Genomic DNA, 24,500 nt, shown 5'->3' with positions numbered 1-24,500 from the left:
AGATTCCTATCCAAGCAATTCTAATAGAATTATCCCACTTGCTACAACAGGTGCAGTTAAATTCTAAATCTTATTATATTAAGGGACTTAATCCCTTAATATAAACTTCAAATAATGCTTAAATAAATATTCTAAATATTCTAAAACTTATAATTACTAATATATTTTAAAGATTCTAGTTTTTCTTTAAAATTAAAGTTTATTGAAATATATTTATAGATTCTAAATAAAGATAGCTAGAATCTTAAATAATTTTGATTATGGGAATCTTATAAAATTATTAAATAATTTAAAGATTTAGATGTATTAATCTAATATTAGGATTCCACTATCAACTTTTGCTTATAGTAGAACTAGTGCTATTTATGTAATAATCCTAGAGATTCTTAAATCCAAGTGATTCTAATATAATAATCCCACTTGATATAAGGTGCAGTTAAGTTCTAAATCTTACTATATTAAGGGCTTAATCCCTTAATATAAACTTCAAATAATTCTTAAATAAATATTCTAAAAGATTCTAGTTTTTCTTTAAAACTAAAGTTTATTGAAATATATTTGGAGATTCTAGATAAAGATGGTTGGAATCTTAGAATCTTATAAAATTATTAGCTTTATAGATTAATCTAATATTTAGGATTCCATTATCAACTCTTTTATTTCAAATAAAATAATCTCTCGTGCCACAATAGATAAAGTTAAATTCTAAATATTCTTAAATGTCTTAATAAAGATTCTAGCTTTTCTTTAAATAGTAGCTTAATGCCAAATAACAATAAAGTTTATAGTGAAATACATAAGGTCAAGAAAGTTTAATTTATTTTATGCTAGATTTTTGTTTTTATTTACCAAGTATCATTTGGGTATTAATTCTTGCAAGGATAATTTATGATTAGAATGTTGATAGCTATTGTTGGGCTATGTGTTGCATTAAATGCAAATATGAATGTTAGTGTTAGTGTTATCCCACAGGCTTTTTTCGTAAAAAAAATAGCTGGGGATTTGGTTGATGTAAATATTATGGTTCAAAAAGGCAAAAGCCCTGAAACCTACGAGCCATCGATTAACCAGCTTAAAAACCTAAGCAAATCCGTAGCATATTTCTACATAGGAATGCCTTTTGAAGATGCTTGGCTTGAGAGATTTAAAAGTGTTAATCCAGATATGAAGATAATCCAACCATTAAAAGATGGTGATTTGGAAAAATATTTGGAAAAATTTACAGACGATAATCATAATGAATCGCATAGCCACGCACATCACGACCACCATAGCCACGACCACCATAATCATTCGCATCATAGCCACGATGGAGAATCTCACGACCACAACGACGACCACCATCACAATCACCCGCCACATATTTGGCTATCATTTATTCTATCCAAACTACACGCTACGCAAATAGCAGAATCTCTCATCTCCCTAGATTCCAAAAATGCTGAAATTTACCAAAAAAATCTAGCTAACTTTTTAGATGAGATTGACAAAGCATATGAGGATTCCCAACAATTATTTAAGAATAATAAAAAAGCATTTTTAGTTTTTCACCCTGCGTGGAGCTATATAGCAAATGAATTAGGTTTGACAGAATATGCCATTGAAGAAGATGGCAAGGAAGCCAAAATAGCACATACAAAGAAAATATTAGAAATAATAAAAGATAATGATATTAAGGTTATATTCGTTCAACCACAATTTTCACAAAAAAGTGCAAGAAGTATCGCAGAGGAAGCAAATATAGAAGTAAAAGTTGCAGACCCATTAAGCTATGATTGGCTAAATAATCTAGTAAGTTTTTTACAAGAAATAGCAAAAAACTAGACTAAAATATGAAAGAGCAAATAGATAAAACTATGCTAGTTTGTGAGAATATCAACTTTAGATACGATAAAGATTTGGTTTTAGAAAATATCAACTTTAGCGTAAATGAAGGTGATTTTCTAGCCTTAATAGGTCCAAATGGTGGCGGTAAAAGCACTCTAGCTAAGATTCTATTACGACTTTTAAAACCAAGTGATGGAAAAATAAAATATCCAAATGTAACTTTATTTAACAAAAATAGTCTAATTGGCTATACTCCACAAGATACTAGTATCAATAAAGATTTTCCTATACAAGCTATTGATGTCGTCCTTATGGGCTTTTTAGAAAAAAAGAAATTTGGTTATAAAATATCAAAAAATGATAAAAAAGAAGCCATAAATATTATGGAAAAACTAGGAATAGAAAATCTTAAATTTAGAAAAATAGGAGACCTTTCAGGCGGTCAAAGACAGCGAGTATTGATAGCTAGAGCCTTATGTGGGAATCCTAAACTTTTAATATTTGATGAGCCAACTTCAAACATCGATATGCCAACCCAAAAAGAAATTTATAAATTATTAAAACAAATAAATGCTAATCATACTATAATAGTCATCAGTCACGATATTTCTATTTTACTTGAATGTGCAAGTGATGTTTTATTCGTCAATAAAGAGCTAATAAGCCATAAACTAGTAAAAAATAATCTTAGTATTGATGGGCATTTTTGTGAGATAGAGGCAATTAATCAATATATTCAGCAAAGTATTTAATATGTTAAGGAGATAAAATTGGATAATAATTTTGATGTTGCAATAATTGGTGGTGGGGTTTCAGGCTGTGCTGCGTTTTGGACGATTAGTGAATATACTAATATAGACAAAGTTGTATTACTAGAGAAATGCGACAAGCTAGCGACTATAAGCTCAAGTTCAAAGGCTAATTCACAGACAATACACGATGGCTCAATTGAAACAAATTATACTTCGCAAAAAGCATCTAAAGTAAAGGTTGCAGCGGATAAAGTAAAGCATTACGCTTTAGCAAAAGGTTTGCAAAATAAAGCCATCTTTAAAATGCAAAAACTAGCAATAGGCATTGGTGATGAGGAATGTGAATTTATCAAACACAGGCACGAAGAATTTAAAGAAATTTTTCAAGGTTTGGAGTTTTTTACAAAAGATGAAGTAAAAAAAATCGAACCAAAGGTAATAGAAAATCCAGATGGAAATGATAGGAGTGAGAATGTTGTAGCCTCTGGGTTTAAAGAATCTTGGTGTGCTATGAATTTTGAAATACTAAGCGAAAGCTTTGTAAAAGAGGCACAAAAGGCAAATAAACAAAGTGAAATTTTACTTAACTTTAAAGTGCTAAATATCAAACAAAATGCCGATGGAACATACAATATAAAGGCTAAAGATAAAAGAGAAATTAATGCAAAATTTATTCTTGTAAATGCTGGGTCGCATTCACTAACATTAGCACAAAATGCAGGATATGGGAAAGACATCGCTTGTTTGCCTATGGCTGGAAGTTTTTACTTCGTGCCGGGAAATCTCCTAAAAGGTAAGGTTTATACAGTGCAGAATCCAAAGCTTCCTTTCGCTGCACTTCATGGCGACCCTGATATTGCTATAAATGGCGTTACTAGACTTGGACCAACTGCGATAGTTATACCAAAACTAGAGCGTTCAAAATATTTATTTGGGAATGTGAATAGCGAATTAGTAAAGATTGATTTTAAGGTTGATGCACTAAAAGTTGCTCTTGATTTACTAAAAGATAGTGAGATTCGCAATTATGCGTTAAAAAATGTAATGTTTGAACTCCCTTGGATTGGGAAAAAATTATTTATCAAAGATGCAAGAAAAATCATTCCTTCATTAAAATTAAGCGAACTAACCTATGCAAAAGGTTTTGGCGAAGTAAGACCACAAGTAATAGATATGACAGCAAAAAAGTTGGAATTGGGCGAGAAAAAAATAATAACGGAAAAAGGGCTAACATTTAATATGACACCATCACCCGGTGCTACAAGCTGTCTTGGAAACGCAAAAACAGATACAATAGAAATTGCAAAATACCTAAATAAATCATTTGATATAGAAAGATTCCAAAAAGATTTGGAACAATAATTTTTACTGAGATTTCATTAAAGAATAGCGATTTAGAGTAAATATATTTGTGGTAGAAAATAATTTGAATAATAATTCGAATATGGCGTGCCCAGAGGGATTCAAACCCCCGACCTATAGGACCGCAACCTATTGCTCTATTCAGCTGAGCTATGGACACATTAATCTAAAATAAATATGTATTATAATCTAAATTTTATTAATAATATAAATATCGCTTAAATAACTCTAATCTAACTTGTAGCTATCTATAAGCAAATGCTATAGATAGCTAAAATACAAGGAATTAAATAGGGTTATTTGTAATTTTCAATGGATACAGTTACATCATTTGTTAAATTTTTAAAATACACACGATTTTCGCTTCTCTCATAATATATCTCTTCGCCACCATAATCAAATCTTTGGATTAAGATTCCATTAACTGCTATTTGTTTTCCCATTCCATCAAAAATATCTTCTTTTAATAGAATCTCTTGAAATAAATTATCATATCCAACTTGTCCAAAAAAGCTTTTACTTGCAGGCCATTTTGGTGCACAATCATCATTAAAACATATTTCACGGTCTTTTACCACAAATTTACCAATTGATTTACCAAGTTTAAAAAGCTCTAAGCTTACTTCTGGAGAAGTAGTAAGGACGCCAAAATCATAGAATTTTATATTATTAGTTTTGATTAAAACCAATTTTAAATCATTTTCATTGATTTTTTCTACTTGCATTTGTGGTGTTTGCGGACTACTACAAGCGATGAATGCTAATACAAAACCAACTAAGAATATTTTAGAAATATTCTTAGCTCTAAAAATATTTTTCATAATTATTTTTTAACTATCCGATAGAATCTCATACCATACTTTACCATCAAGCTTTAATTCCATAGTGATTTGACATAATCCATCTTTATAAACTGTTTCTATTATCTCGGCATTTCTAATCAAAGCCTCTACCTTTGTTTTCACTACAGAATTAATCAAAACCATATCTCTTACAGTATCTTGGGCATTCAATCTAATCCCATACATTTTTTCGCCAATCTGCCTATATGCATCAACTATCGCCGCTCTTTTTGCCAAAGCTAGAGCTTGGGAAGGTGAGATGGTAGATTCTGGAGCCACTCCCATACCAACAGCACTTAATTCTATAGTATTGCTTGGCGTTAATATTGGGGAATTTGGAATGATTTGCGGACTATCATCTTGCACTTTTGGTGGCGTAGGCGGGGTAACATCTTGAGGAATTGCTTGAGTATAAGGAGTAACCTCACTTGGTGCTACATAATTTGGCGTATAATCCCCTCTTTGGTCTCTAATATATACATCTACACTTGGACTCATTGGCTGATTTTGCTCTACATCTCTTGTTTGTGGCATTTGTGGATTACCATTTATGTTTGCTTCACCCACATTTAACCTATCAATATTCATAACCCTACTATCATTATCATTTAATAAATTCGGCGTATATGGTTGATTTAGTGGAGGATAAACTGGTGCTTGCAGTGGTGAATAATTCGCTGATGGTGGTATCATTGACTCGTCCATCGCACCATCATCAAATGTCGCACATCCAGATAATATTATTAAAAAACTTGTTGCTATCCCTATTTTAACTTTTGACATATCCTTAAACCTCATTATTTAGAATTTAAAACCAAATAAAGCAAATAGTATTCCATCTATTTATTATTCTTAAAGATTCTGTAATAATGTTAATCTTTAAGTAGAAATCTCATTTCTAGAAATTGTTAATCACCTCTACTCTACTCTAACCAAAGTTCCACTTTTTAATATTCTTAGTTTATCTTGTATATCTTTTATGATTGATATTTTATTGTTATAATCCATTGTTTTATCCAACTTGATTTCATTTATTTTTTTCGTATAAAAAGTTATTATAAATACTCGAATCTGCTCTTTAAAGGCATTTTCATCAAGTTTTAAAATCGATTCATCTATTAAGATTCCAATTAACTTCTCATTCTCAAAATCACCTTTCACCAAGCAATCAAATTCATATTTATTAAAACTAAAAACATTTGAATTTATATATTCTAAACTAAAATCAAGTAGGTTAGGATTCTCCAAAATAGATTTTATTATCACAGATTCCACTATCTGCGTATTTGATGTATCGAATCTTTGTGTGGTATTTTGGATATTTTTTACCTTTAGCAAAAATGGAGATATTTTTAATCTATTAGTGATAAAAAATCTATACTCATCTTGCAAGATTGGGGATAATGTTTTAAAAAACTCCATTATTTCTTTTAATGCTTTTTCCTTTTGGAGTGGGTTATTTATATTATATTTACTTGCAATATGCTCAATAGCAAATTCTACAAAAGGTATGGGTGAGTTTAGTAGGCTCATTAATTCCGCTATTTTATTTTCTCTAATCATATCTGCTGGGTCTTTATTGTCTTTAAAGATTACTACGCCTCCATCTTTCCCAGCTAATAAAAGCGAAGCTTTGAAAGCTGCGTTTATTCCTGCATTATCACCATCATAGCAAAGCAGAATCTCACTTTGGCTTTTTGATAAAAGTGGCAAATGCTCCTTTGTAAGAGCTGTTCCAAGTGTCGCAACGCAGTTTGTAAATCCAGCTTGAGACATCATAATCGTATCAATATAGCCCTCTGTTATAATAATTTTCTTATCTCTAAAAATACTTTCTTTAGCGAGATTGTAACCATATAATGTCTGTGATTTATTAAAAATCTTACTTTGTTGTGAGTTGATATATTTTGCTACATCTCCACTCAAAACCCTTCCGCCGAATCCTATAACCTTGCCACTTGGCGAATATATAGGAAACATAATCCTTGAGTTGAATTTAGCATAATATCCACGCTCATTTTTGCCTATTATTCCAATCTCTAGGAGCTTATCAAATGGCAATTTAGATTGATTTAAAAATGCTATAAAATCATAGCTCTCTCCACTATAACCAAGTGCAAATTTTTCTATGGATTGACCTGTGATGCCTCTATTTGCGAGATATTGCAGAATCTCTTTGTTTGAATTTAGATTTTTTTGATAATATTTTAGGATTTTATCTAATAAACTATTTAGGCTAGAATCTCCCCTTTGCTTTGTGTAACTAAGAGTGAAATTAACCATATATGCGAGTTTTTCGACAGCTTCATAAAATTCAATATTTTCTTTTTGCATAATAAAACTTATACTATCCCCGCCTACGCCACAACCATAGCATTTAAAATATCCTTTTGATGGGCTTACCACAAAGCTGGGGGTTTTTTCATCGTGAAAAGGGCAACAAGCCACATAGTTTGCTCCAGCTCGTCTTAACTCGATATAGCTCCCCACAATATCAACAATATCAACAATTTGTTTTAATTGCTCTATGGAATTTCGTTCTATCATTGATTTTAAATCCAAATTTATAAATTTTTCTAAAAAGATTCTAACATTTATTTAGATTTATAGAATCTTAAATATGTAATGTAAAATTTGCTTTATTGCGATAAAAAAAGTAGAATCTATACTTTAATATTAATTTAGATGGATATTTTATGTGCTCAATTAAACATTTCTTATCACTTAAAGACTTAAGCAAAGAAGAGATTCTTAGAATCGTGCATTTGGGTATTGAGATTAAAAATAGATTTCTACAAGGGCAGAGGATTCAACCATACTTTAAAGATAAAACTTTAGCGATGATTTTTGAGAAAAGCTCCACAAGAACGCGTGTAAGTTTTGAAGTAGGTGCATATCAATTAGGTGGAAATGCGATTTTCTTATCAAACAAGGACATACAATTAGGTCGCGGAGAGATTATAAAAGACACTTCTAGGGTTATTTCATCAATGGTTGATATGATTATGATTAGGACATTTGAACACCAGCGATTAGAGGAGTTTGCAAGATATTCAAGTGTGCCTGTGATAAATGGCTTGAGCGACGATTTTCACCCAACACAATTAATGGCTGATTATATAACTATGGTTGAATGTGGCATAGGTGTGGAGAGTGATTTTTACGCCCCATATGCAAATAATAAATCTATGCAAAAACCTATAGTTTGCTATATCGGCGATGGAAATAATATGGCTCATTCGTGGCTAATGCTAGCTTCAAAACTTGGATTTGAGCTAAATATCGCTACGCCAAAAGGCTTTGAAGTTCAGGAATCCATACTAAAATTAGCCCTAGATTCTGCCAAAGAAAGCGGAGCGAAAATCTCCATTTCAAACGACCCTAAAGTTGCTGCCCTAAAAGCAAATGTAATCACAACTGATACTTGGATTTCAATGGGACAAGAAAGCCAAAAAGAAGAGAGGGTATCTAAATTTAAAGGATTCTGCGTAGATAGCGATTTAATGAATCTTGGTGATAATGCGATATTCCTACATTGCCTCCCAGCATATAGAGGATATGAGGTAAGTGATGAGGTTATGGAATCTAGCCAAAGTAAAATATTTATAGAAGCAGAAAATAGATTGCACGCACATAAAGGAATAATGACTTTTTTAGAGGAAGAAAATTGGAAAAAATAAATAAAGCAAAAACACAAAAAAACAATGAATTTATCCTAAAAATCAAAGAGAGTAAATTAAAATCTCCCACACGCATAAAATTAGATAATAAAAAATATGTGATTATTGCAGAAAATGAATATCTCAAAATGCAAGAAACAATCAAAAATAATAATGAAGAATTGATTTTTAAGAATCTAGAAAGAGAAATCTTACAAGAGATGCCAAAAGATTTTGATGATGTTTTTATAGTGGCAAAAAATATAATCAATGATATACAAACAAAAAAGAAAAATTTGACAATATATGATATAAAAAGGATAGTAAAAGATATAAAATCAAATTATCCAAATCTATTTATAGATATTGATGAATATTTCAAAGAAATAAACAGTGAGTTTGAGTGATTTTCTAGATGATTGATTTTAATAAATTTGCCAAATACAGCAAACCCGGACCACGATACACCAGCTACCCAACAGCTTTGGAATTTAGCGAGAAGTTTGATAATCTCGCATATATCGAGGCTTTAGGGCGACATACGAATTTACCTTTATCGCTTTATACACATTTGCCATTTTGTAAAAGTGCGTGTTATTTTTGCGGGTGTAGCGTAATTTACACGAGTAAAGATGACAAAAAAACTGAATATATCAAATATCTAAAAAAAGAATTAGATTTGCTTAAAAATCATTTAGATACCAATCGAAGTGTTTTACAATTTCACTTTGGCGGAGGAACGCCGACTTTTTTTGATGCAAAAAGCCTAGAGATTATCATACAATCTATCTATAAAATTTTTAGTAATTTTGCTAGAGATGCTGAGATTAGCTGTGAAATTGACCCTAGATTTTTTAATGAAGACCAAATGAAAGTGCTAAAAGACTATGGTTTTAATCGCCTATCTTTTGGAGTGCAAGATTTTGATATGACTGTTCAAACTGCAATCCATAGAGTTCAGCCATTTGATTTAGTAGAATCTGCAGTAAATCTAGCTAGAAAATATGGCATTGAGTGTATTAATTTTGATTTGATTTATGGACTACCAAATCAGAATCTAGCTAGTTTTAAAGAAACACTTGAGAGTGTGGTAAAAATCAAGCCAACGCGACTTGCAGTTTTTAATTACGCACATGTGCCGTGGATTAAAAAAACAATGCGAAAAATCGATGAGAATCTACTCCCACCTCCAAGCGATAAGCTCTCAATCCTAAAATACACAATTGAATATCTAAGCCAAAATGGCTATAAAATGATTGGAATGGACCATTTTGCATTGGAAAGCGATGAGTTATATAAGGCATCGCTTAAAGGTGAATTAAAGCGAAATTTTCAAGGCTATACTGCTAAAAAACACACACAAACCATTGGACTCGGTGTTACAAGCATAGGCGAAGGGCATGATTATTATGTTCAAAATCATAAGGATTATGCGACATATATGAAATGCTTAGATAGTGGGATTCTCCCCGTGCAAAGAGGCATAAAATTAAACGATGAAGATATTTTGCGTAAAAATATCATTATGCGTTTGATGAATAATTTTGTCCTTGACATTAAGCATATTGAAGAAAAATTTAATATTAATTTTAAGGAACATTTCAAAGATTCACTAGAGCATTTACAAGAATATGTTGATTTAGATTTAATGACTATTAATGATAAAGAAATACGATTAAATCAAACAGGAAGTATGTTGGTTAGAAATATTGTAATGGTATTTGATGAATATTTAGGCAAGATTCCAATAGGTGATAGAAAATTCTCTAAAACGGTATAAATATGTTAAATCTCTCATCTCTTAGTCAATCCTGTGTGAAATGTGCTAAATGTGTTCCATCTTGCACGATATATCAAATAAATCGTGATGAGGTTACATCACCTAGGGGATTTGTGGATTTGCTAGGTGTTTATGATAAAAAAAATATTAATCTAGATAGAAATCTTAAAAATATATTTGAATCGTGCTTTCTTTGCACGACTTGCACAACAATTTGTCCGCAAAAAATCGATACAGCCGCTATGATACAAAAAAGTAGAATTGATATTGCACAAAAATATGGCATAGCTTGGTATAAAAAAGTTTATTTTTACCTACTTAAACATAGAAAAATAATGGATTTTGTATTTAGCCTTACTTCATTTGTCGCACCTTGTGTATTTAAAAAAAATGATGATAGATTAAGAAGTCGCTTTAGCATATCATCATTTGGCAAACGAAGTATTTTCCCATTCCAAAAAAAGAGTTTTTTACAAACATATAAAGGCTTAATAGAATCTAAACATAAAGATTCTATAGGGCAAGATTCCAAGAATCTAGATTCTAGGATAGAGAATCTTATAGATACACCACATTCTAATTGTAATAAATTAATTTCAAAGTCAGCTTTACTTTTCCCACCTTTGACAAATAGCTCTTATAAAAAACCACACTTCATTTCGTTTCGTTTAATTAAAGATGCGAAGCCTTACGAAAAGAATAGCAAAACCATTTTACGAAATAAAAAAGTAGCGATTTTTATAGGTTGCCTTAGTAATTACAATTACACGCAAGTAGGTGAATCCTTGCTATTTATCTTAGATAAATTAGGTATTGATGTGCTAATACCAAAGCAAGAATGTTGCGGGGCTCCAGCGTATTTCACAGGTGATATTAAATCTGTGATTTTTCTAATCAAAAAAAATATCGAGCTTTTTGAGAGCTTTTTTGATGAAATTGACGCGATGATAATCCCAGAAGCAACCTGTGCGGCGATGATTATGGTAGATTGGAAACATTCATTATCTTATTGTGAGGATTCCAAGCATTGGATTAAACGATTAGAAGCATTATTACCTAAGATTCATATGGCAACAGAATATCTATATAATCAAACAAATCTTTTAGAAATTCTTAAAACCTATAATAAAAAAGATATAAAAATCACCTATCACGACCCTTGCCACGCTAAAAAAGTCCTAAATATCGCGAAAGAGCCACGAGCATTTATAGAGGCAAATTATAATCTCTTAGAAATGAAAGAATGTGATAGATGTTGTGGGTTTGGCGGAGTAAGCATACAGAGTGAAAAATATCATTTAGCTTATAATGCTGGGATTCCAAAAGCAAAAAATATACTAGATTCTGGAGCATCCATCGTAAGTGCGGAATGCAGTGCGTGTCGAATGCAACTAAATAATGCACTTGATAATCAACAAGCAAATATTGTATTTAAACACCCTTTGGAATTGGTAAGAGAATCGTTAAGATGTTAAGATTTCTAGATTCTCTTTATGGGCGGCATATAAAAAGATTTAATTATATATTTAGGAATAATTTTGTTTGAGATATTATCATTACAATTCGTTCAACTTGCCCTAATATCTGCTTTGTTAGTATCCATATGTGGCGGGATTGTAGGCTCGCTCATCGTATCAAATAAGACCGTGTTTTTAAGCGGTGGCGTGGCTCATAGTGCCTTTGGGGGCGTTGGCTTGGCACTTTATTTTGGCTTTAGCACAATGCTTGGAGCGGCTATCACTAGCGTTATTATGTCTTTAATTCTACTATACTTTATCATCTATAAAAAAATAAATATAGACTCTTTTATCGCTGCTGCGTGGGCTTTTGGTATGGCTTTGGGGATAATTTTGATTGATATTACGCCCGGCTATGCAAGTGATATGACTAGCTATCTTTTTGGCTCAATTTTGGCAGTGAGTAAAAATGATATTGTGATAATTGCGATTTATGATATTTTGCTTATTGGTTTCATCATTACTTATTATAGGGAAATACTAAGTATTTCTTATGATGAAACTTTTTGTAGATTAAAAAATATCAATATCAATATATTTTTATTGTTTATTTATATTTTTATATCACTTGGGATTGTAATGAGTATGAATATCGCTGGGCTGATTTTGGTTCTAGCAATCCTTAGTATTCCAGCTTATATCGCAAGTATGTTTGTCCGCTCACTTGGAGAAATGATGATTATCTCTGGAATCTTATCGTTTATTTTTATTTGTAGTGGGTTTTTCGCTTCGTATCGCTATAATGTCAGCATTGGGGCGTGCGTGGTGATGTGTGCGTGTGCGGGAATGATTATGGGAAGTGCTTTAAAATATATCTTAAGGAAATATAATGGATAAAGATTTAGAAATTATCGAAAAAAAGGCGTTAAAAGCGATAAAAATAGCGATGTTAGCGGTGTTTATTTCCGTAATGCTTGGGATTCTCTCCCTTTGGGTTTTGCTAAATCAAGTAACAGTTAGCGCTGGAATCGATAAAAAATTAATATCAATCGAAAAGCGATTAGAAAAAATCGAAAATGTGGAATCTGGGGAATCTACGGAATCTACAAAATTTACAGAATCTGCGGAATCTGCTGAATCTGGCAAGGGAAACAATTAGGATTCTTTGGAATCTTTAGCAACGGAGCTTAAGTTTTGGGCAGACCTTTGTCGAGCGGGGCGATAATAATGTCAAAAAATCGCATGAGTTGTTGGTTGTGAATTTTTAAAAAGGGCGTTAAAATGCTAATAGAATGCGTGAAATATCGCAAAAAGCGTGATAAATGAACTACATCGGCTCGAAGTTTAAGCTAAGTGGATTTTTAAAAAATGGCATTAAAAATGCGGTAGCAAAACCGCTTGGGGAATACACTTTCTGCGATATGTTTGCTGGGACTTGTGCGGTAGCTAGGGCATTTCAAGGGGAAGTTGGGCGGATTATTACGAATGATAGGGAGTTTTATAGCTTTGTTTTAGCGAGGCATTATATCGGTAATTTTGCCAAAAACTGGGATTTTAGCAACCTACCATATTCTATGCCACATTCTAAAATCTCGCAAATTAGGGCAAATGAGCTTATAGAAAATCTAAATAATGAAGCCAAAACGCCAAATATAAAGGGCAAGATTTATCGCCACTACGCACTTGGAGGCGGAGAAAATCGCCAATATTTTAGCGACAAAAACGCCATTAGGATAGATTCCATTCGCATAAAAATCGAAAGCCTAAAATCGCAACGCCAAATCTCGCAAGATGAATATTATTTTTTGCTCGCTTCCTTGCTGGAATCTGCCGATAAAGTCGCAAATACCGCTTCTGTCTATGGGGCATTTTTGAAAAATCTTAAGAAATCCGCCGCAAAGGATTTTACGCTCCGCCCAGCGGATTTTAGGCGAGATATGGGGCAAGTGGATTCTGCAGATTCTGTGGATTCTGTGAAATTGGATAAATTTGGGAATTCTGCGACCTTAAAAGATTCGGCAGAATCTGTGGAATCTCGTGTGAATTCTGCAGATTCTTCGATTTTAAAAAAATCGTGTGGCGAATCTAATGCGGAATTTGTGGAATCTCGTGTGAATTCCGCAAATAAATACGGCGAATCTACGGAATCCAAAATAGAATTTCACACGGAATCTAGGGCAGAATCTAAGGCAGAATCTCACGCTAAATCCGCGGAATCCAAAGCCAAATCCCACGCAGATTCCCCGCCCACAAATACAATTTACGAAATTTGCGAGAATTGCGAGATTTACAACGAAAATGCGAACGACCTAATCAAGCGGATTTCAGGCGATATTCTCTACCTTGACCCGCCATATAATGCCCGTGAATATGGGGCGAATTATCACATTTTAAATACCATTGCACTCTATGACGACTTCACGCCACGGGGCAAAACGGGCTTAAGGGAATACGAAAAATCCGCGTTTTGTAAGAAAAATCTAGTCGCCGATGCGTTAGATTATCTAATAAAAAACGCGGATTTTGATTATATTTTCCTAAGCTACAACGACGAGGGGCTTTTGGGCTTGGGCGAGATTGAAGAAATTTTTAAAAAATACGGCAAATACGAGCGAATGGAGCAAATCTATCAGCGATTTAAGGCAGATTCCAGTCGCTTTTGTAAGCAAGATTCCACCACTGAATACTTGCATATCTTGCAAAAATAACCCTAAGAAAAATAAGACAAAAATCTCACTTTAGCGGAGTTATCCTAATATCACCAAAGAAATAAGTCGCTTTAGTAAAAATCCATTATATATTACAACACAAGATTTTCTATAATTTGTTTTATTGGAATGAGAATCTAGATTTCTACTTTATATCGCTATTAAACCTAAATAGAATCATTTGCTATAATGCAATCTTTAAAATCTCAGCTTAAAATTTCAACAAGGAGAGAATATGAGAAGTCTAAAAAATTTCATTAAACAAAAAATACAAAATGTAATAGGGGTAAATGAGGTAAATACTAGATTTAATTTCTTAATGTCTTATAATATTATAAAAGAGCTAGATATGCCACGAGAGCAAAAAGAGGCGATACTTTTATCTATGTATCCGGGTGCTATGGGCGGGATACAGCTAAGCTATAATATTGAAAATATCAAAAAATACCTAAATCTAATTCGTCCAATTTGCGTTAGTGTAGGAAAACTAAGTAGAATTGGTGGAGAGAATGACGGAGGGTATGTTATGCTCGCCCCCCCCCGATAAATGCAGAAACCACAAATATAAAATCTATAGATTCCAGCGATAACCACAAATCCCAAAATACAATCCCCAAAGCCCTATCACTCGGCGTTTCTCCATATTCCCCTTGGGATTTAGAAATGGCAAATATGGGCTACAAAGTCCTACAATACGACGCTAGTATAAATACTGCTCCATATAATCACCCAAATATCACATTTATTAAGAAGTTCGTAGGCGTGAAAGATAGCTGTGATACGATTAGCTTTGAGCGTGTGGTGCGGGAAAATAGCTTAGATAAAAATCACCATAACATTATGCAAATCGACATTGAGGGGGCGGAATGGGACATTTTAAGGGAAATCGATTTGGGCTTTGTCTCGCAGTATTTTCCGCAGATTGTGTTTGAATTCCACGATTGCAATCCAAATGATATAGAGGGAATGAAAATGCGATTGCCTATTTTAGAAAAATTAAGAAAATATTACACGCCTATCCACACGCATTTTAATAATAATGGAAGTATTTTTTATGGCAAGGGATTATTTTTAAGCACTTGTATTGAGGTTAGCTATGTGCGAAATGACTTAGTGGAGAATTTAAGTGTTTTGAGTAATTCAACAAATTCTAGCGATGTGAAAGATTTGCAAAATAACAAGCAGAATCTAAATCCCATCTATAAAAGCGGACTTGGAAATATAGTGGGGTTAGATTCACCAAATACCAAAGGATACCCAGATGTGCCAATTATTTTTTATGATTAATGTTAAGAACTGCTTTGAAATTTGATTGTTTATTAGGTTAAATTTTACAAGAAAAAAGCACAAATAAATAATGCTTTAGATTCTGCTTTAACATTAAAAACTAGATGTTTTTATAATCTTGTAGAATTTTACACCTTTTAATCCACCAATAGATAGGCTTAGATTCTCTATATCGCTTTTACTTCCCTTTAGCATTATGCTCTCCAAACAATTATTATGATTTAAGTGAATATGCGTAGTGCAGAGAATCTTAACGATGCTATTGTGCTGAATATCTATAATTTTTTGATTAAGCTCTCTTTGATGATGGTCGTAGATAATAGTCAAAACTGCCACAAGCTCCACAGAATCACTCTCATTCTCCCATTTTTCATCTACCATTTTTTCGCGTATCATATCGCGTATAAGCTCACTTCTAGATGAATAACCATTATTTATAATCCTTTTGTCTAGCTCATCTAATAAATCATAAGGAAGTGATATTGAGAATCTAGTAAGAGTATTTTTATCCATTTTAATCCTTATATAATTTTTTATATTATAATATTCATAGATAATACGAAAAATAAATTAGTATTATTTGTATTGCTAGTGCTTATGTTATCAAACTTTGCTTATCTTTTAGATTAAAAGTTAGTAGCAAATATCTTAGATTATGCTATCATTATACAATGATAATCAATCTTATTATTGGAAAGAAAATGGAATTTTTAAAAGAGTATATTGACCTTATAATTTTTGGAATCTTAGGGATTATGAGCTTTATTGTTGTTTGGTTTAGCATTGAGAGAATAATCTTTTATAAAAGATTAGATTTTTCAAAATTTAGTGATATTGATATGTTTGAGGAAGCTATAACAAAAAATCTAACTTCTTTATACATTATATATTCAAACGCCCCATATGTAGGACTTCTTGGCACTGTGATTGGGATTATGATTACATTTTATGATATGGGTGTAAGTGGAGAGATGAATGCCGCAGATATTATGGTGGGACTTAGTCTTGCTCTAAAAGCAACTGCTCTTGGGCTTGTTGTGGCGATTCCTACCTTAATTATTTATAATGCATTTTTACGAAAAGTAGATGTGTTAATCAACCGCTACAAGGCAAAAAAATGAGATTGCCGCGTAAAGAAGGGTTAAATATCATACCGCTAGTGGATATTATGCTAGTTTTATTGGCAATTGTGCTAAGCACTGCTAGTTTTATCGCTCAAGGGCAAATCAAAGTCAATCTCCCTGAATCTGAATCTGCAGTATTAAACAAAGAAAATAAAAAGATTCAAATTGGTATTGATAACGCAAATAATTTCCTATACGAGGGAAAAATCATAGATATAGAAAAGCTAAAAAGCAAGATTATGCTTATTGATAATAAAACGCAAATAGAATTAGTAAGTGATAGCGAGGCAAGATTTTCATCATTCATAGAAATATTAGATATTTTAAAAAAGAAAAATCACGAGAATTTCACCATTCAAGCTAGGATAAAAAACTAATGTCTCCGTTAAAAATTGGATTTATCGCTTCATTTGTATTTCATACGCTATTAATTGCGATGGTTACGATAAATCTCAATGAAAAGAAAATATCTGCAAAAAGTGATTACACTATATCAATCAATCTTTCAAATGTGGCAAATACGGGAGCTGGCTCTCAAGAAATCCAACAATATAAAAAGAAAGAGAAAAAACAGCATAAAAAGAAAAAAGATGTAGTAAAAAAGAATATTCCAAATAAAACCATAACTAAGAATCCAAAACAAGAAAAAGAGGTTGTAGAGGAAACCACAGAAAGTGCCGAATCTAACATAGAATCTAATCAGCAAGATACAGAATCTAATAATTTTAATGATTCACAAAATGCAAATTTTGGCGGTGGTGGAATCCAAACATTAGATAATGATAGTGAGCTTTTTGCAATGATAAAAAAAATTATTGAAAAACATAATCAATATCCAAGAATGGCGCGTAAAAGGGAGATTGAGGGTAATGTTGTCGTTGAATTTGTGCTATTTAAAAATGGTGAAATTAGTGATATAAAAATCCTAAATAACGCACATAATACCCTAAATCAAGGAGCAATAAATGCGATTAAAAGGTCTTATAAGGAATTTCCAAGCATTGATAATAATGTAAAAATAAAAATAATCATTTCATACAATCTAATTTAATCTATCAATCTTATTTAGAATAATATTTTCTATATTTTTTATATCTATATCTTGTTTTGTAAAAATACTACCTTGCTTCAACTTGAAATATTTCATATTAAAGACAAAAAAACCACATAAAAAAGCATTTTTACGCACAAAAGATGAACTCGAATAAGTCGTAATAACCCCATCATTATGCAGGATTCTATATAGCTCTCTAAAATGAGATTCGCTCCAAAGCTCGTTATTTTTAGATGGACTAAAAGCATCTTGATAGATAATATCAAAAAAACCATCTTTAAATTGTTGTAGATAAATACTAGCATCGCCTTTAAAAACATATAGGGATAGATTGGATTGATTATACTTTTTGCTTTGAGTAATGGAATGTAAAATATTATTAATATCTAGGTAATTGTATAGAATCTTAGGATATTTAAAATTTCTCAATCCATCTAATAATAAAATATCCTTTTCTGGGGAAAATATCTCTACATTAATATTAAATTTTTTTGCATAAGCTAGTGTGAAAAGTGAGTTATATCCAAGTCCAAAGCAAATATCTAGAATCTTTAAAGAAGTTTTATCTACAATGCTAAAAGACGGAATAATATGCTTATATAAGGTTTCTAAGATTGCTCCGTCTTTTTGGCTATGGTAGTAATCGTCATATTTATCATTATATGCACTAATACTACCATCATTAGTTTTTACATATTTCAAAATTATTCAAATTCTAGGTTTTTAGCATAGAATTTTCTAATCCAATCATCGACTGGCACCATAATCTTATAAAATGCCGGCACAGCAAGTAAGCTTAAGAACATCGATACGATAAGCCCACCAATCATCGCAATTCCTATTGGATATTTCATCGCAGAACCCGCTCCAGTAGATAGTGCAAGCGGAAGCATACCAAATACCATCGCAAACACAGTCATAAGAATCGGTCTAAGTCTAGATTCCCCTGCTAGGCAAATAGCTTCATCGACGCTCTTACCTTGTTTTCTAAATTCATTTGCCATATCAACCACAAGCGTGGCATTCTTACCGACCACACCCATCAGCACCATTAACCCAACTAATCCAAACATACTTAGGCTATTACCCGTCAAATAGAGTGCTATAAATGCTCCCGAGAAGCTCAAAGGCAATGTAATCATAATGATTATAGGTTGAACTAAAGATTCATACAATGCCGCTAAAACAAGATAAATCAAGATAAACGCCGTTACTACAGCAATACCAATTTGTGCTAAGGTTTCCTTAGCATATTTTGCTTCACCATCTAGTGAGTAGGTTACGCCATCTAGCATCCATTCGCTTTTTTTACCCTCCACAACACCATTTAAAACATCATTTAAGGTAGTTTGTCGTTGGTCTAGATTCCCATATATGGTTACACTTCGCTCTCTATCATATCGCTTGATTGAGGCTGGAAGTGTAGTCTCTCTTATATCTATTAAACCATCGATAAAGACCATATCACCATCTGCATTTGGAATCTGCAAGTATTTCAAATCATCAATGGTTTTTCGCTCACTATCTGGCACTCTTATAACAATATCATATTCCTTTGCATTTTCTCTAAAATATGATATTTGATTTTGTCCAGAGAATGCTGAATTTATCGCAGAGCCAATACTTTGAGCACTAACATTATTTTTATTAGCATTTTGTCTTAAAATATCAATAGTATATTGCGGGGCATAATCTGGCGTATCAGTTCTAATACTAGTTATACCTTTGGTTTCTTTTAAAAGAGCGATTAGATTATCCGCTGATTTGGATACATCATCTTGAACATCACCTTTTATGATAACCTGCACAGGCGAGTTTGGACCGCCACCCATAGATGAAATCTCGGCTGTGGATATACTCATATCTGGTAATGCTTCGCCTATTTGTTTTTGTAAATCCGCCATAATGTCAAATTGGCTTCTGCCTTTTCGCTCTTTTTCTGGGGTTAAAGCAACATATATCTTTGAGCGATACGCATTTTGGAGGCTATTATAACCAATCTGCATACTAACAAATGTTACATCTTTATCACTCTTTATTATATCTTGAGCGGTAGTTACTTTTTCTCTCATATAATCCACTGTAATACCCGGTGTAGTCTCAACAAATACATTGAATTCACCTTTATCCTCAGATACCATAAAGTTAAATCCAAGCCTAGAAATCAAAAATAATGAAAGTATAAAGAATATAACCACGGCTAAGAGTGTGCTAAACTTGAATCTTGTTGTAAATTTAACCATTTTTACATATATATTATCCATTCCTCTAAAAAATGGCTCTGTTGCGATATAGAATTTACTTTGCTTAGAACTTACAACAAGCGAACTAACCGTCGGTATAATAGTAACAACAACAAAATATGATATTACAATAGCCGCAACAACAGCTAATGCAAAAGCCTTTAAGATTCTACCTATCATCTCACCCATCGAGGCAATCGGCACGAAAACCGATAAAAGCATCGCAGAAATCGCAATAATAGCAAATCCAATCTCCCTAACGCCCTCATAGGCTGCCTCAATTCTAGGCATACCTTTTTCTATCTTTTTATGAATATTTTCTATTACAACTATCGCATCATCGATGATAATACCAATAGCAAGAGTTAGGGCTAGCATTGTCATCATATTTAGGCTTTCCCCCATCGCTTGGACGAATGCAAATGTCCCCATAATAGATACAGGAAGGCTTATTGCCGATACTATTGTCATAGTAAAATTTCGTAAGAATATAAAAACTATCAGTGTTGCAAGAACAGCTCCAAGTGCTAAGTCAAACTTTACTTCTGCAATGGATTGTTTAATGTATTCTGTAGTATCACTAAAAACCTCTATCTCATAATCTTTTAATTGCTCTTGTAGTGCGGGTAATGCAGCCTTAACACTATCTGCTATTTGGACATCATTTTGTCCGGCGATTTTTTGCACCTCATAAATTACACCCATTTTGCCATTTACAGAAGCATAGGTGGTATCCTCGCTAACATAATCAACCACTTCGGCAATATCGCCTAATTTTAGATTATTTGAGATTCTAATCTGTTTTAAATCATCTACCTTTTTCGCATCAGCACTAGTAGTTATAACCCACTCTTTTTGGTCGGTTTGAATCTTACCTCCATCAATCTCAACATTTTCTGCTGCAATAATATTTGCTAATTGTGTAAAGGTAATATTATATTTATTCATTAAGCTAATATCTGGATAGATTCTAATAGTTCTTTCTCTATATCCAATAGCATTTGTTCCCGCAACACCCGAGATTCTCTCCAATGCTGGTTTTACTATATTATAGGCATCCATCATTAAATCAGTTATAGGAGCTTTATCCGAGCTTACAAAAACACTTATAATAGGCGAAGAGCTACTATCGAACTTCATAATAACAGGATTCTGTATATTGGTATCTTCAAATTGAACAGAGCCGACCTTATCCCTTACATCGCTCATTGCTTCTTCTTTTGGTTTATCTAAAAGAAATTGCACGATTACAAGCGATACATTTTGTGAGGTTATAGAAGTAATCTTATCTACTCCATCAATTCCGCCCAATGCTTCTTCAATCTTATCAGTTACTTTTGTTTCAATTGTTTCGGCATTTGCACCCGGATAAGTAGTCATAACAGCAGCAACAGGGAAGTCAATATCTGGAAACAAAGCAATTGGGAATCTAAACAATGCTAATGTTCCAAAAAATATCAATAATAACCCAAAAACAAGTGTTAAAATTGGTCTTGAAATAGCTATTTTATACATTATTTAGTCCTTATATTTCCATCACCAAAGACCCCAGACATCATATTTTTCACCAATGCTTCAGCTTTTAATTTTCTATTTTGAGAATCTATACTTGGGTAAACTTTTGTGATTTTTACGCTTTGCTTGTTTGTAGAGCCATCAACCGAAAAGGTATAAGTATCTCCTACTTTTACTTTTCCTGCATATTTGGAATCAAACTCCAAAACTAATTTCACATCATTGCTTACTAGGTAAAACAATGTAGTACTATTTTGTGCAACACCATCTCCTAGCTCTATTGTTTTATCAGCTATTACACCATCAAACGGAGCTATTAAATAAGTATTTGCTAATAATTCTTCTTGATACTTTAGTGTTGCTTGAGCGACTTTTAAATCATTTTCTGTTTTTTTGAAATTAAAATAAATCTGCTCATATGTGTTTCTATCAATTGCATTTTTACTTTGCTCATATCGCTCAAATTGATTTTTTTGGAATTGATATGTTTGCGCAGAGGCGGCTACTTGAGCTTTTTGGATATTTACACTCTCCATTTGCGTATTATTTTGAATCTTTAGTAGTATATCACCCTTTTTTACCCTAGAACCAATATCAACCATTATAGAATCCACGATTCCAGATGAATTAAGCTTTAGCGATGCTTCTTTCACACCTTGTGATAAAAATGTAGCATATACATCTTCGGCATAAACACTAGCACATAAAAATATAAATAAACATAGAATCTTTTTCATCTTTTTCCTTTCAAATTTTCTAACATTTTTTAATCAACATAATCTAACAATGTTTGACCGCTATAAAAAATATAATTTGCTTTTTGCAGTTCATAATTATTCAAACTTTGTATAAAAGTGGCTTCAGCATCGTATTTTGTGCTTAACGCATCTAAATAATCATTATAATTTACTAATTGAGCATTATATTTTTCTGCAACATTATCAAAAGAAATACTTGCAGATTTCAACGACGCTTCCGCACTTTTAATCTGTGATAATGCCGCTTCTATAGACTTTTTATAGAATTTAATATTACTTTTTTGTTCCTCTTTAGCATAGGCAATACCTTTTTGTAATCTTAAATGTGTAAGCCTTAGGGCTTCTTTCTGCCTATTTGTGCTAAATCCACTAAATATATTCCAAGTAACACTCACACCAAATACATTTTGCTGTCGTGGGTAGTTATACGACATTAATAGCCCTTGTTCGCCAGAAATATTGGAATTGCCATTAAAATTCCAAGTGAAAGTATCAAAAAGCGAGATTGTAGGCCAGTAGGTGATTGTCCCTATTTGATATTCTGCACTTTGTGCTTGCTCTTCTTGCATTGTAATATTTAGGCTTTGAATCTCTTTAAACTCTGGATTGTATATCTCATCTCTTTTTAATTTTTCTACATCGATATTTGTGTATAACGATAATTGAAGTTTTATTTGCTCGAAATTTAATCTTAGGGTTTCTAATTGATATTCAGTAGAACTTAACTCTGCTTTTAATGCTTCTAGGGCATCAATGGTTTGCAAACCTGCATCGTATAAAACTTGGATTCTAGCGACATTAGCAGCAATATTAATTTTCTTTTGCTCCATCGCAATAATCTGTCCTTTGATGGAAAAATACTGATAATATGAGCTTATAACCTGTAAGAATAATGTTTCTTGCGAATAACCTTTATCGGCGATTGCCGCACGAATTAGAGCATTATTTGATAATAACGAAAACTCCCTAGATGCTCCATCAAAAAGCACCCAATTTGCACTAGCTTGTGCGGAATGCATATTATTTGTTGGCTGCCAACCATTTATATTTCGCTTTGTGATGTTAAGATTATAACCCAAATCAAGGCTAGGCAAATATCGTCCATATACCGATGAGCGAGTAGCTTCTGCCTCTTGAATAGCAATATCTTTTGCTTGTAGATTATAATTATCTTTTGCTTTATCTAATAATTCTTTGAGATTTAAAACATCAGTAGAATCCTCATAAACATCTAAAATATCTTTTATCTGCGTATCTGGTGCAATAGTTGGAATAAAAACATCATCTAATGGGATATTGATATTTTCATTTATATTATTAGAATATATGGAATCCAAACTCAAAGAATCTGTGTTTGTAATGTCTAAATTACTAGATTCTTCTTTTTGTATAATCATATCACTCGTTTCTGTATTTGTAGTTTCTGCAAACAAACTACAGCAAAAAACGCAAACAATGAAAAAATGTTTTTTCATATAAAAAACTCCTTAAAAAATAAGCATAAAAAATTATTAAAACAAAATAATTTGCAATTGTATATAAATAATATTAATTAAAAATTAAACATAAAATAATTTACATTGCTTAATAGTTTATAAAACACCATAAATAAAGCAGTTTTTAATATTAAACTTTTTAGACTTATGGTATAGTATTATAATCGCCTATATTCTCCGCTCTTACCGCCACTTTTACTTATTAAAACAATATTAGAAATAGTCATATTTTTATCTATCGCTTTTAGCATATCATAGATGGTTAATAATCCTATTGATACTCCACTTAAAGCTTCCATCTCAACCCCTGTTTTACCCTCACATTTCACGCTAACTTCAAGTGTAATTGTGTAAGTTTTATAATCTTTTTTGATATTACAATCAACCTTACTTAAAAAAAGCGGATGGCACATAGGGATAAAATCACTAGTTTTTTTCGCTCCCATAATCGCTGCAATTATCGCAGTATCGATAACGGGACCTTTTTTGACATTATTATTAATCAAAGCTTCAAATGATTTTTTGCTTAATTGTATATCACCTGATGCAACTGCCACTCGGCTAGTTACATCTTTTTGTGATACATCAACCATTGTTGGATTATTATTGTCATTAATATGGGTAAGATTCAAAAAA

Annotated in this window: 23 protein-coding genes, 1 tRNA gene and 2 pseudogenes; 16 read left to right on the top strand and 10 right to left on the bottom strand. The window is 32.2% G+C overall.

Annotated features, from left to right (window positions below):
- Window positions 1-888: 888 nt before the first annotated feature.
- From CCY99_RS03120 to CCY99_RS03110, 3 genes are read left to right on the top strand one after another with little or no spacing between them, the layout of a single operon-like run.
- Window positions 889-1,824 carry a zinc ABC transporter substrate-binding protein gene (locus CCY99_RS03120; RefSeq protein WP_112059949.1) on the top strand — a complete coding sequence of 312 codons (936 nt, stop codon included), beginning with the start codon at window positions 889-891 and terminating at the stop codon, window positions 1,822-1,824.
- A gap of 8 nt (window positions 1,825-1,832) precedes the next feature.
- Complete coding sequence (locus CCY99_RS03115; RefSeq protein ID WP_112059948.1) at window positions 1,833-2,579, top strand: ABC transporter ATP-binding protein; 747 nt, start codon at window positions 1,833-1,835, stop codon at window positions 2,577-2,579.
- Window positions 2,580-2,597: 18 nt separating this feature from the next.
- On the top strand, window positions 2,598-3,941 hold the full coding sequence (locus CCY99_RS03110; RefSeq protein WP_112059947.1) for an FAD-dependent oxidoreductase: 1,344 nt from the start codon (window positions 2,598-2,600) through the stop codon (window positions 3,939-3,941).
- An 83-nt stretch (window positions 3,942-4,024) separates the two neighbouring features.
- Here the strand turns inward: CCY99_RS03110 and CCY99_RS03105 are convergent.
- From CCY99_RS03105 to dnaG, 4 genes are all read right to left on the bottom strand, one after another.
- Window positions 4,025-4,101 (bottom strand) — tRNA-Arg (locus tag CCY99_RS03105).
- Window positions 4,102-4,237: 136 nt separating this feature from the next.
- Window positions 4,238-4,762 (bottom strand): hypothetical protein, encoded by a 525-nt coding sequence (locus CCY99_RS03100; RefSeq protein WP_112059946.1) that lies wholly within the window; start codon window positions 4,760-4,762, stop codon window positions 4,238-4,240.
- Between the two features lie 9 nt (window positions 4,763-4,771).
- A complete protein-coding gene (locus tag CCY99_RS09835; RefSeq protein ID WP_258443208.1) occupies window positions 4,772-5,566 on the bottom strand; it encodes a hypothetical protein in 795 nt (264 codons plus the stop codon).
- A 135-nt stretch (window positions 5,567-5,701) separates the two neighbouring features.
- Window positions 5,702-7,330, bottom strand: a complete 1,629-nt coding sequence (gene dnaG, locus CCY99_RS03090) for a DNA primase (RefSeq protein ID WP_112059945.1) — start codon at window positions 7,328-7,330, stop codon at window positions 5,702-5,704.
- A 158-nt stretch (window positions 7,331-7,488) separates the two neighbouring features.
- Here dnaG and argF point away from each other — a divergent pair, with 158 nt between their 5' ends.
- The 10 genes and pseudogenes from argF to CCY99_RS03040 all read left to right on the top strand — a co-directional run bounded on the left by argF (window position 7,489) and on the right by CCY99_RS03040 (window position 15,674).
- Window positions 7,489-8,463: an ornithine carbamoyltransferase gene (argF, locus tag CCY99_RS03085; RefSeq protein WP_112059962.1), complete on the top strand. Its 975-nt coding sequence runs from the start codon at window positions 7,489-7,491 to the stop codon at window positions 8,461-8,463.
- Window positions 8,451-8,849, top strand: coding sequence for a DUF2603 domain-containing protein (locus tag CCY99_RS03080; RefSeq protein ID WP_112059944.1), 399 nt, complete (start codon window positions 8,451-8,453; stop codon window positions 8,847-8,849). Before argF ends, CCY99_RS03080 begins: the two co-directional genes overlap by 13 nt.
- An 8-nt stretch (window positions 8,850-8,857) precedes the next feature.
- Window positions 8,858-10,222, top strand: coding sequence for an oxygen-independent coproporphyrinogen III oxidase (gene hemN, locus CCY99_RS03075; RefSeq protein WP_112059943.1), 1,365 nt, complete (start codon window positions 8,858-8,860; stop codon window positions 10,220-10,222).
- A 2-nt stretch (window positions 10,223-10,224) separates the two neighbouring features.
- A complete protein-coding gene (locus CCY99_RS03070; RefSeq protein ID WP_258443203.1) occupies window positions 10,225-11,697 on the top strand; it encodes a (Fe-S)-binding protein in 1,473 nt (490 codons plus the stop codon).
- A gap of 63 nt (window positions 11,698-11,760) precedes the next feature.
- Entirely contained in the window at window positions 11,761-12,576 is an 816-nt protein-coding gene (locus CCY99_RS03065; protein ID WP_112059942.1) for a metal ABC transporter permease, read from the top strand.
- The gene (locus CCY99_RS03060; protein WP_112059941.1) at window positions 12,569-12,838 is read left to right on the top strand and encodes a DUF5408 family protein; all 270 of its coding nucleotides are present in this window, start codon (window positions 12,569-12,571) and stop codon (window positions 12,836-12,838) included. The genes CCY99_RS03065 and CCY99_RS03060 overlap by 8 nt, the downstream gene beginning before the upstream one ends.
- Window positions 12,839-13,001: 163 nt before the next feature.
- Window positions 13,002-13,640: pseudogene (locus CCY99_RS03055) on the top strand (DNA adenine methylase); the annotation flags it as partial.
- A gap of 324 nt (window positions 13,641-13,964) precedes the next feature.
- Window positions 13,965-14,387 (top strand): annotated as a pseudogene (locus CCY99_RS09830) (DNA adenine methylase); the annotation flags it as partial.
- A gap of 235 nt (window positions 14,388-14,622) precedes the next feature.
- Window positions 14,623-14,934 (top strand): hypothetical protein, encoded by a 312-nt coding sequence (locus tag CCY99_RS03045; protein WP_112059940.1) that lies wholly within the window; start codon window positions 14,623-14,625, stop codon window positions 14,932-14,934.
- A 116-nt stretch (window positions 14,935-15,050) separates the two neighbouring features.
- The gene (locus tag CCY99_RS03040) at window positions 15,051-15,674 is read left to right on the top strand and encodes an FkbM family methyltransferase (RefSeq protein ID WP_112059939.1); all 624 of its coding nucleotides are present in this window, start codon (window positions 15,051-15,053) and stop codon (window positions 15,672-15,674) included.
- 93 nt (window positions 15,675-15,767) lie between these two features.
- Here the strand turns inward: CCY99_RS03040 and nikR are convergent, their stop codons facing one another.
- Window positions 15,768-16,187 (bottom strand): nickel-responsive transcriptional regulator NikR, encoded by a 420-nt coding sequence (gene nikR / locus CCY99_RS03035; RefSeq protein WP_112059938.1) that lies wholly within the window; start codon window positions 16,185-16,187, stop codon window positions 15,768-15,770.
- A 188-nt stretch (window positions 16,188-16,375) separates the two neighbouring features.
- Here nikR and exbB point away from each other — a divergent pair, with 188 nt between their 5' ends.
- From exbB to CCY99_RS03020, 3 genes are read left to right on the top strand one after another with little or no spacing between them, the layout of a single operon-like run.
- On the top strand, window positions 16,376-16,795 hold the full coding sequence (gene exbB / locus CCY99_RS03030) for a TonB-system energizer ExbB (RefSeq protein WP_112059937.1): 420 nt from the start codon (window positions 16,376-16,378) through the stop codon (window positions 16,793-16,795).
- Window positions 16,792-17,175 (top strand): TonB system transport protein ExbD, encoded by a 384-nt coding sequence (gene exbD / locus CCY99_RS03025; protein ID WP_112059936.1) that lies wholly within the window; start codon window positions 16,792-16,794, stop codon window positions 17,173-17,175. The genes exbB and exbD overlap by 4 nt, the downstream gene beginning before the upstream one ends.
- The gene (locus CCY99_RS03020) at window positions 17,175-17,849 is read left to right on the top strand and encodes a TonB family protein (RefSeq protein ID WP_112059935.1); all 675 of its coding nucleotides are present in this window, start codon (window positions 17,175-17,177) and stop codon (window positions 17,847-17,849) included. The genes exbD and CCY99_RS03020 overlap by 1 nt, the downstream gene beginning before the upstream one ends.
- On the opposite strand, the gene CCY99_RS03015 is transcribed toward CCY99_RS03020, so the two are convergent.
- From CCY99_RS03015 to moaC, 5 genes are all read right to left on the bottom strand, one after another.
- Window positions 17,841-18,554, bottom strand: coding sequence for an MnmC family methyltransferase (locus CCY99_RS03015; protein ID WP_181646809.1), 714 nt, complete (start codon window positions 18,552-18,554; stop codon window positions 17,841-17,843). The two genes, CCY99_RS03020 and CCY99_RS03015, sit on opposite strands and share 9 nt — an antisense overlap.
- 2 nt (window positions 18,555-18,556) lie before the next feature.
- Window positions 18,557-21,610, bottom strand: a complete 3,054-nt coding sequence (locus CCY99_RS03010) for an efflux RND transporter permease subunit (protein ID WP_112059933.1) — start codon at window positions 21,608-21,610, stop codon at window positions 18,557-18,559.
- The gene (locus CCY99_RS03005; protein ID WP_112059932.1) at window positions 21,610-22,347 is read right to left on the bottom strand and encodes an efflux RND transporter periplasmic adaptor subunit; all 738 of its coding nucleotides are present in this window, start codon (window positions 22,345-22,347) and stop codon (window positions 21,610-21,612) included. The genes CCY99_RS03010 and CCY99_RS03005 overlap by 1 nt, the downstream gene beginning before the upstream one ends.
- A gap of 29 nt (window positions 22,348-22,376) precedes the next feature.
- Window positions 22,377-23,843 carry a TolC family protein gene (locus CCY99_RS03000; protein ID WP_112059931.1) on the bottom strand — a complete coding sequence of 489 codons (1,467 nt, stop codon included), beginning with the start codon at window positions 23,841-23,843 and terminating at the stop codon, window positions 22,377-22,379.
- 179 nt (window positions 23,844-24,022) lie between these two features.
- The gene (moaC, locus tag CCY99_RS02995) at window positions 24,023-24,496 is read right to left on the bottom strand and encodes a cyclic pyranopterin monophosphate synthase MoaC (RefSeq protein ID WP_112059930.1); all 474 of its coding nucleotides are present in this window, start codon (window positions 24,494-24,496) and stop codon (window positions 24,023-24,025) included.
- Between the last annotated feature and the right edge of the window lie 4 nt (window positions 24,497-24,500).

It is taken from the genome of Helicobacter sp. 16-1353 (genome assembly GCF_003288815.1).
Taxonomy (GTDB): domain Bacteria; phylum Campylobacterota; class Campylobacteria; order Campylobacterales; family Helicobacteraceae; genus NHYM01.
The sequence above is the reverse complement of the archived record's forward strand: the minus strand, read 5'-3'. Positions and strand labels throughout refer to the sequence as shown.

What these genes read in the sequence shown, in the direction of transcription:
- CCY99_RS03020 (WP_112059935.1), top strand. Translation starts at nt 17,175, where the DNA reads ATGTCTCCGTTAAAAATTGGATTTATCGCTTCATTTGTATTTCATACG.
- exbB (WP_112059937.1), top strand. Translation starts at nt 16,376, where the DNA reads ATGGAATTTTTAAAAGAGTATATTGACCTTATAATTTTTGGAATCTTA.
- CCY99_RS03045 (WP_112059940.1), top strand. Translation starts at nt 14,623, where the DNA reads ATGAGAAGTCTAAAAAATTTCATTAAACAAAAAATACAAAATGTAATA.
- CCY99_RS03070 (WP_258443203.1), top strand. Translation starts at nt 10,225, where the DNA reads ATGTTAAATCTCTCATCTCTTAGTCAATCCTGTGTGAAATGTGCTAAA.
- hemN (WP_112059943.1), top strand. Translation starts at nt 8,858, where the DNA reads ATGATTGATTTTAATAAATTTGCCAAATACAGCAAACCCGGACCACGA.
- CCY99_RS03005 (WP_112059932.1), bottom strand. Translation starts at nt 22,347, where the DNA reads ATGAAAAAGATTCTATGTTTATTTATATTTTTATGTGCTAGTGTTTAT.
- CCY99_RS03040 (WP_112059939.1), top strand. Translation starts at nt 15,051, where the DNA reads ATGGCAAATATGGGCTACAAAGTCCTACAATACGACGCTAGTATAAAT.
- CCY99_RS09835 (WP_258443208.1), bottom strand. Translation starts at nt 5,566, where the DNA reads ATGTCAAAAGTTAAAATAGGGATAGCAACAAGTTTTTTAATAATATTA.
- CCY99_RS03120 (WP_112059949.1), top strand. Translation starts at nt 889, where the DNA reads ATGATTAGAATGTTGATAGCTATTGTTGGGCTATGTGTTGCATTAAAT.
- nikR (WP_112059938.1), bottom strand. Translation starts at nt 16,187, where the DNA reads ATGGATAAAAATACTCTTACTAGATTCTCAATATCACTTCCTTATGAT.
- CCY99_RS03100 (WP_112059946.1), bottom strand. Translation starts at nt 4,762, where the DNA reads ATGAAAAATATTTTTAGAGCTAAGAATATTTCTAAAATATTCTTAGTT.
- CCY99_RS03060 (WP_112059941.1), top strand. Translation starts at nt 12,569, where the DNA reads ATGGATAAAGATTTAGAAATTATCGAAAAAAAGGCGTTAAAAGCGATA.
- CCY99_RS03010 (WP_112059933.1), bottom strand. Translation starts at nt 21,610, where the DNA reads ATGTATAAAATAGCTATTTCAAGACCAATTTTAACACTTGTTTTTGGG.
- CCY99_RS03115 (WP_112059948.1), top strand. Translation starts at nt 1,833, where the DNA reads ATGAAAGAGCAAATAGATAAAACTATGCTAGTTTGTGAGAATATCAAC.
- CCY99_RS03000 (WP_112059931.1), bottom strand. Translation starts at nt 23,843, where the DNA reads ATGAAAAAACATTTTTTCATTGTTTGCGTTTTTTGCTGTAGTTTGTTT.
- dnaG (WP_112059945.1), bottom strand. Translation starts at nt 7,330, where the DNA reads ATGATAGAACGAAATTCCATAGAGCAATTAAAACAAATTGTTGATATT.
- exbD (WP_112059936.1), top strand. Translation starts at nt 16,792, where the DNA reads ATGAGATTGCCGCGTAAAGAAGGGTTAAATATCATACCGCTAGTGGAT.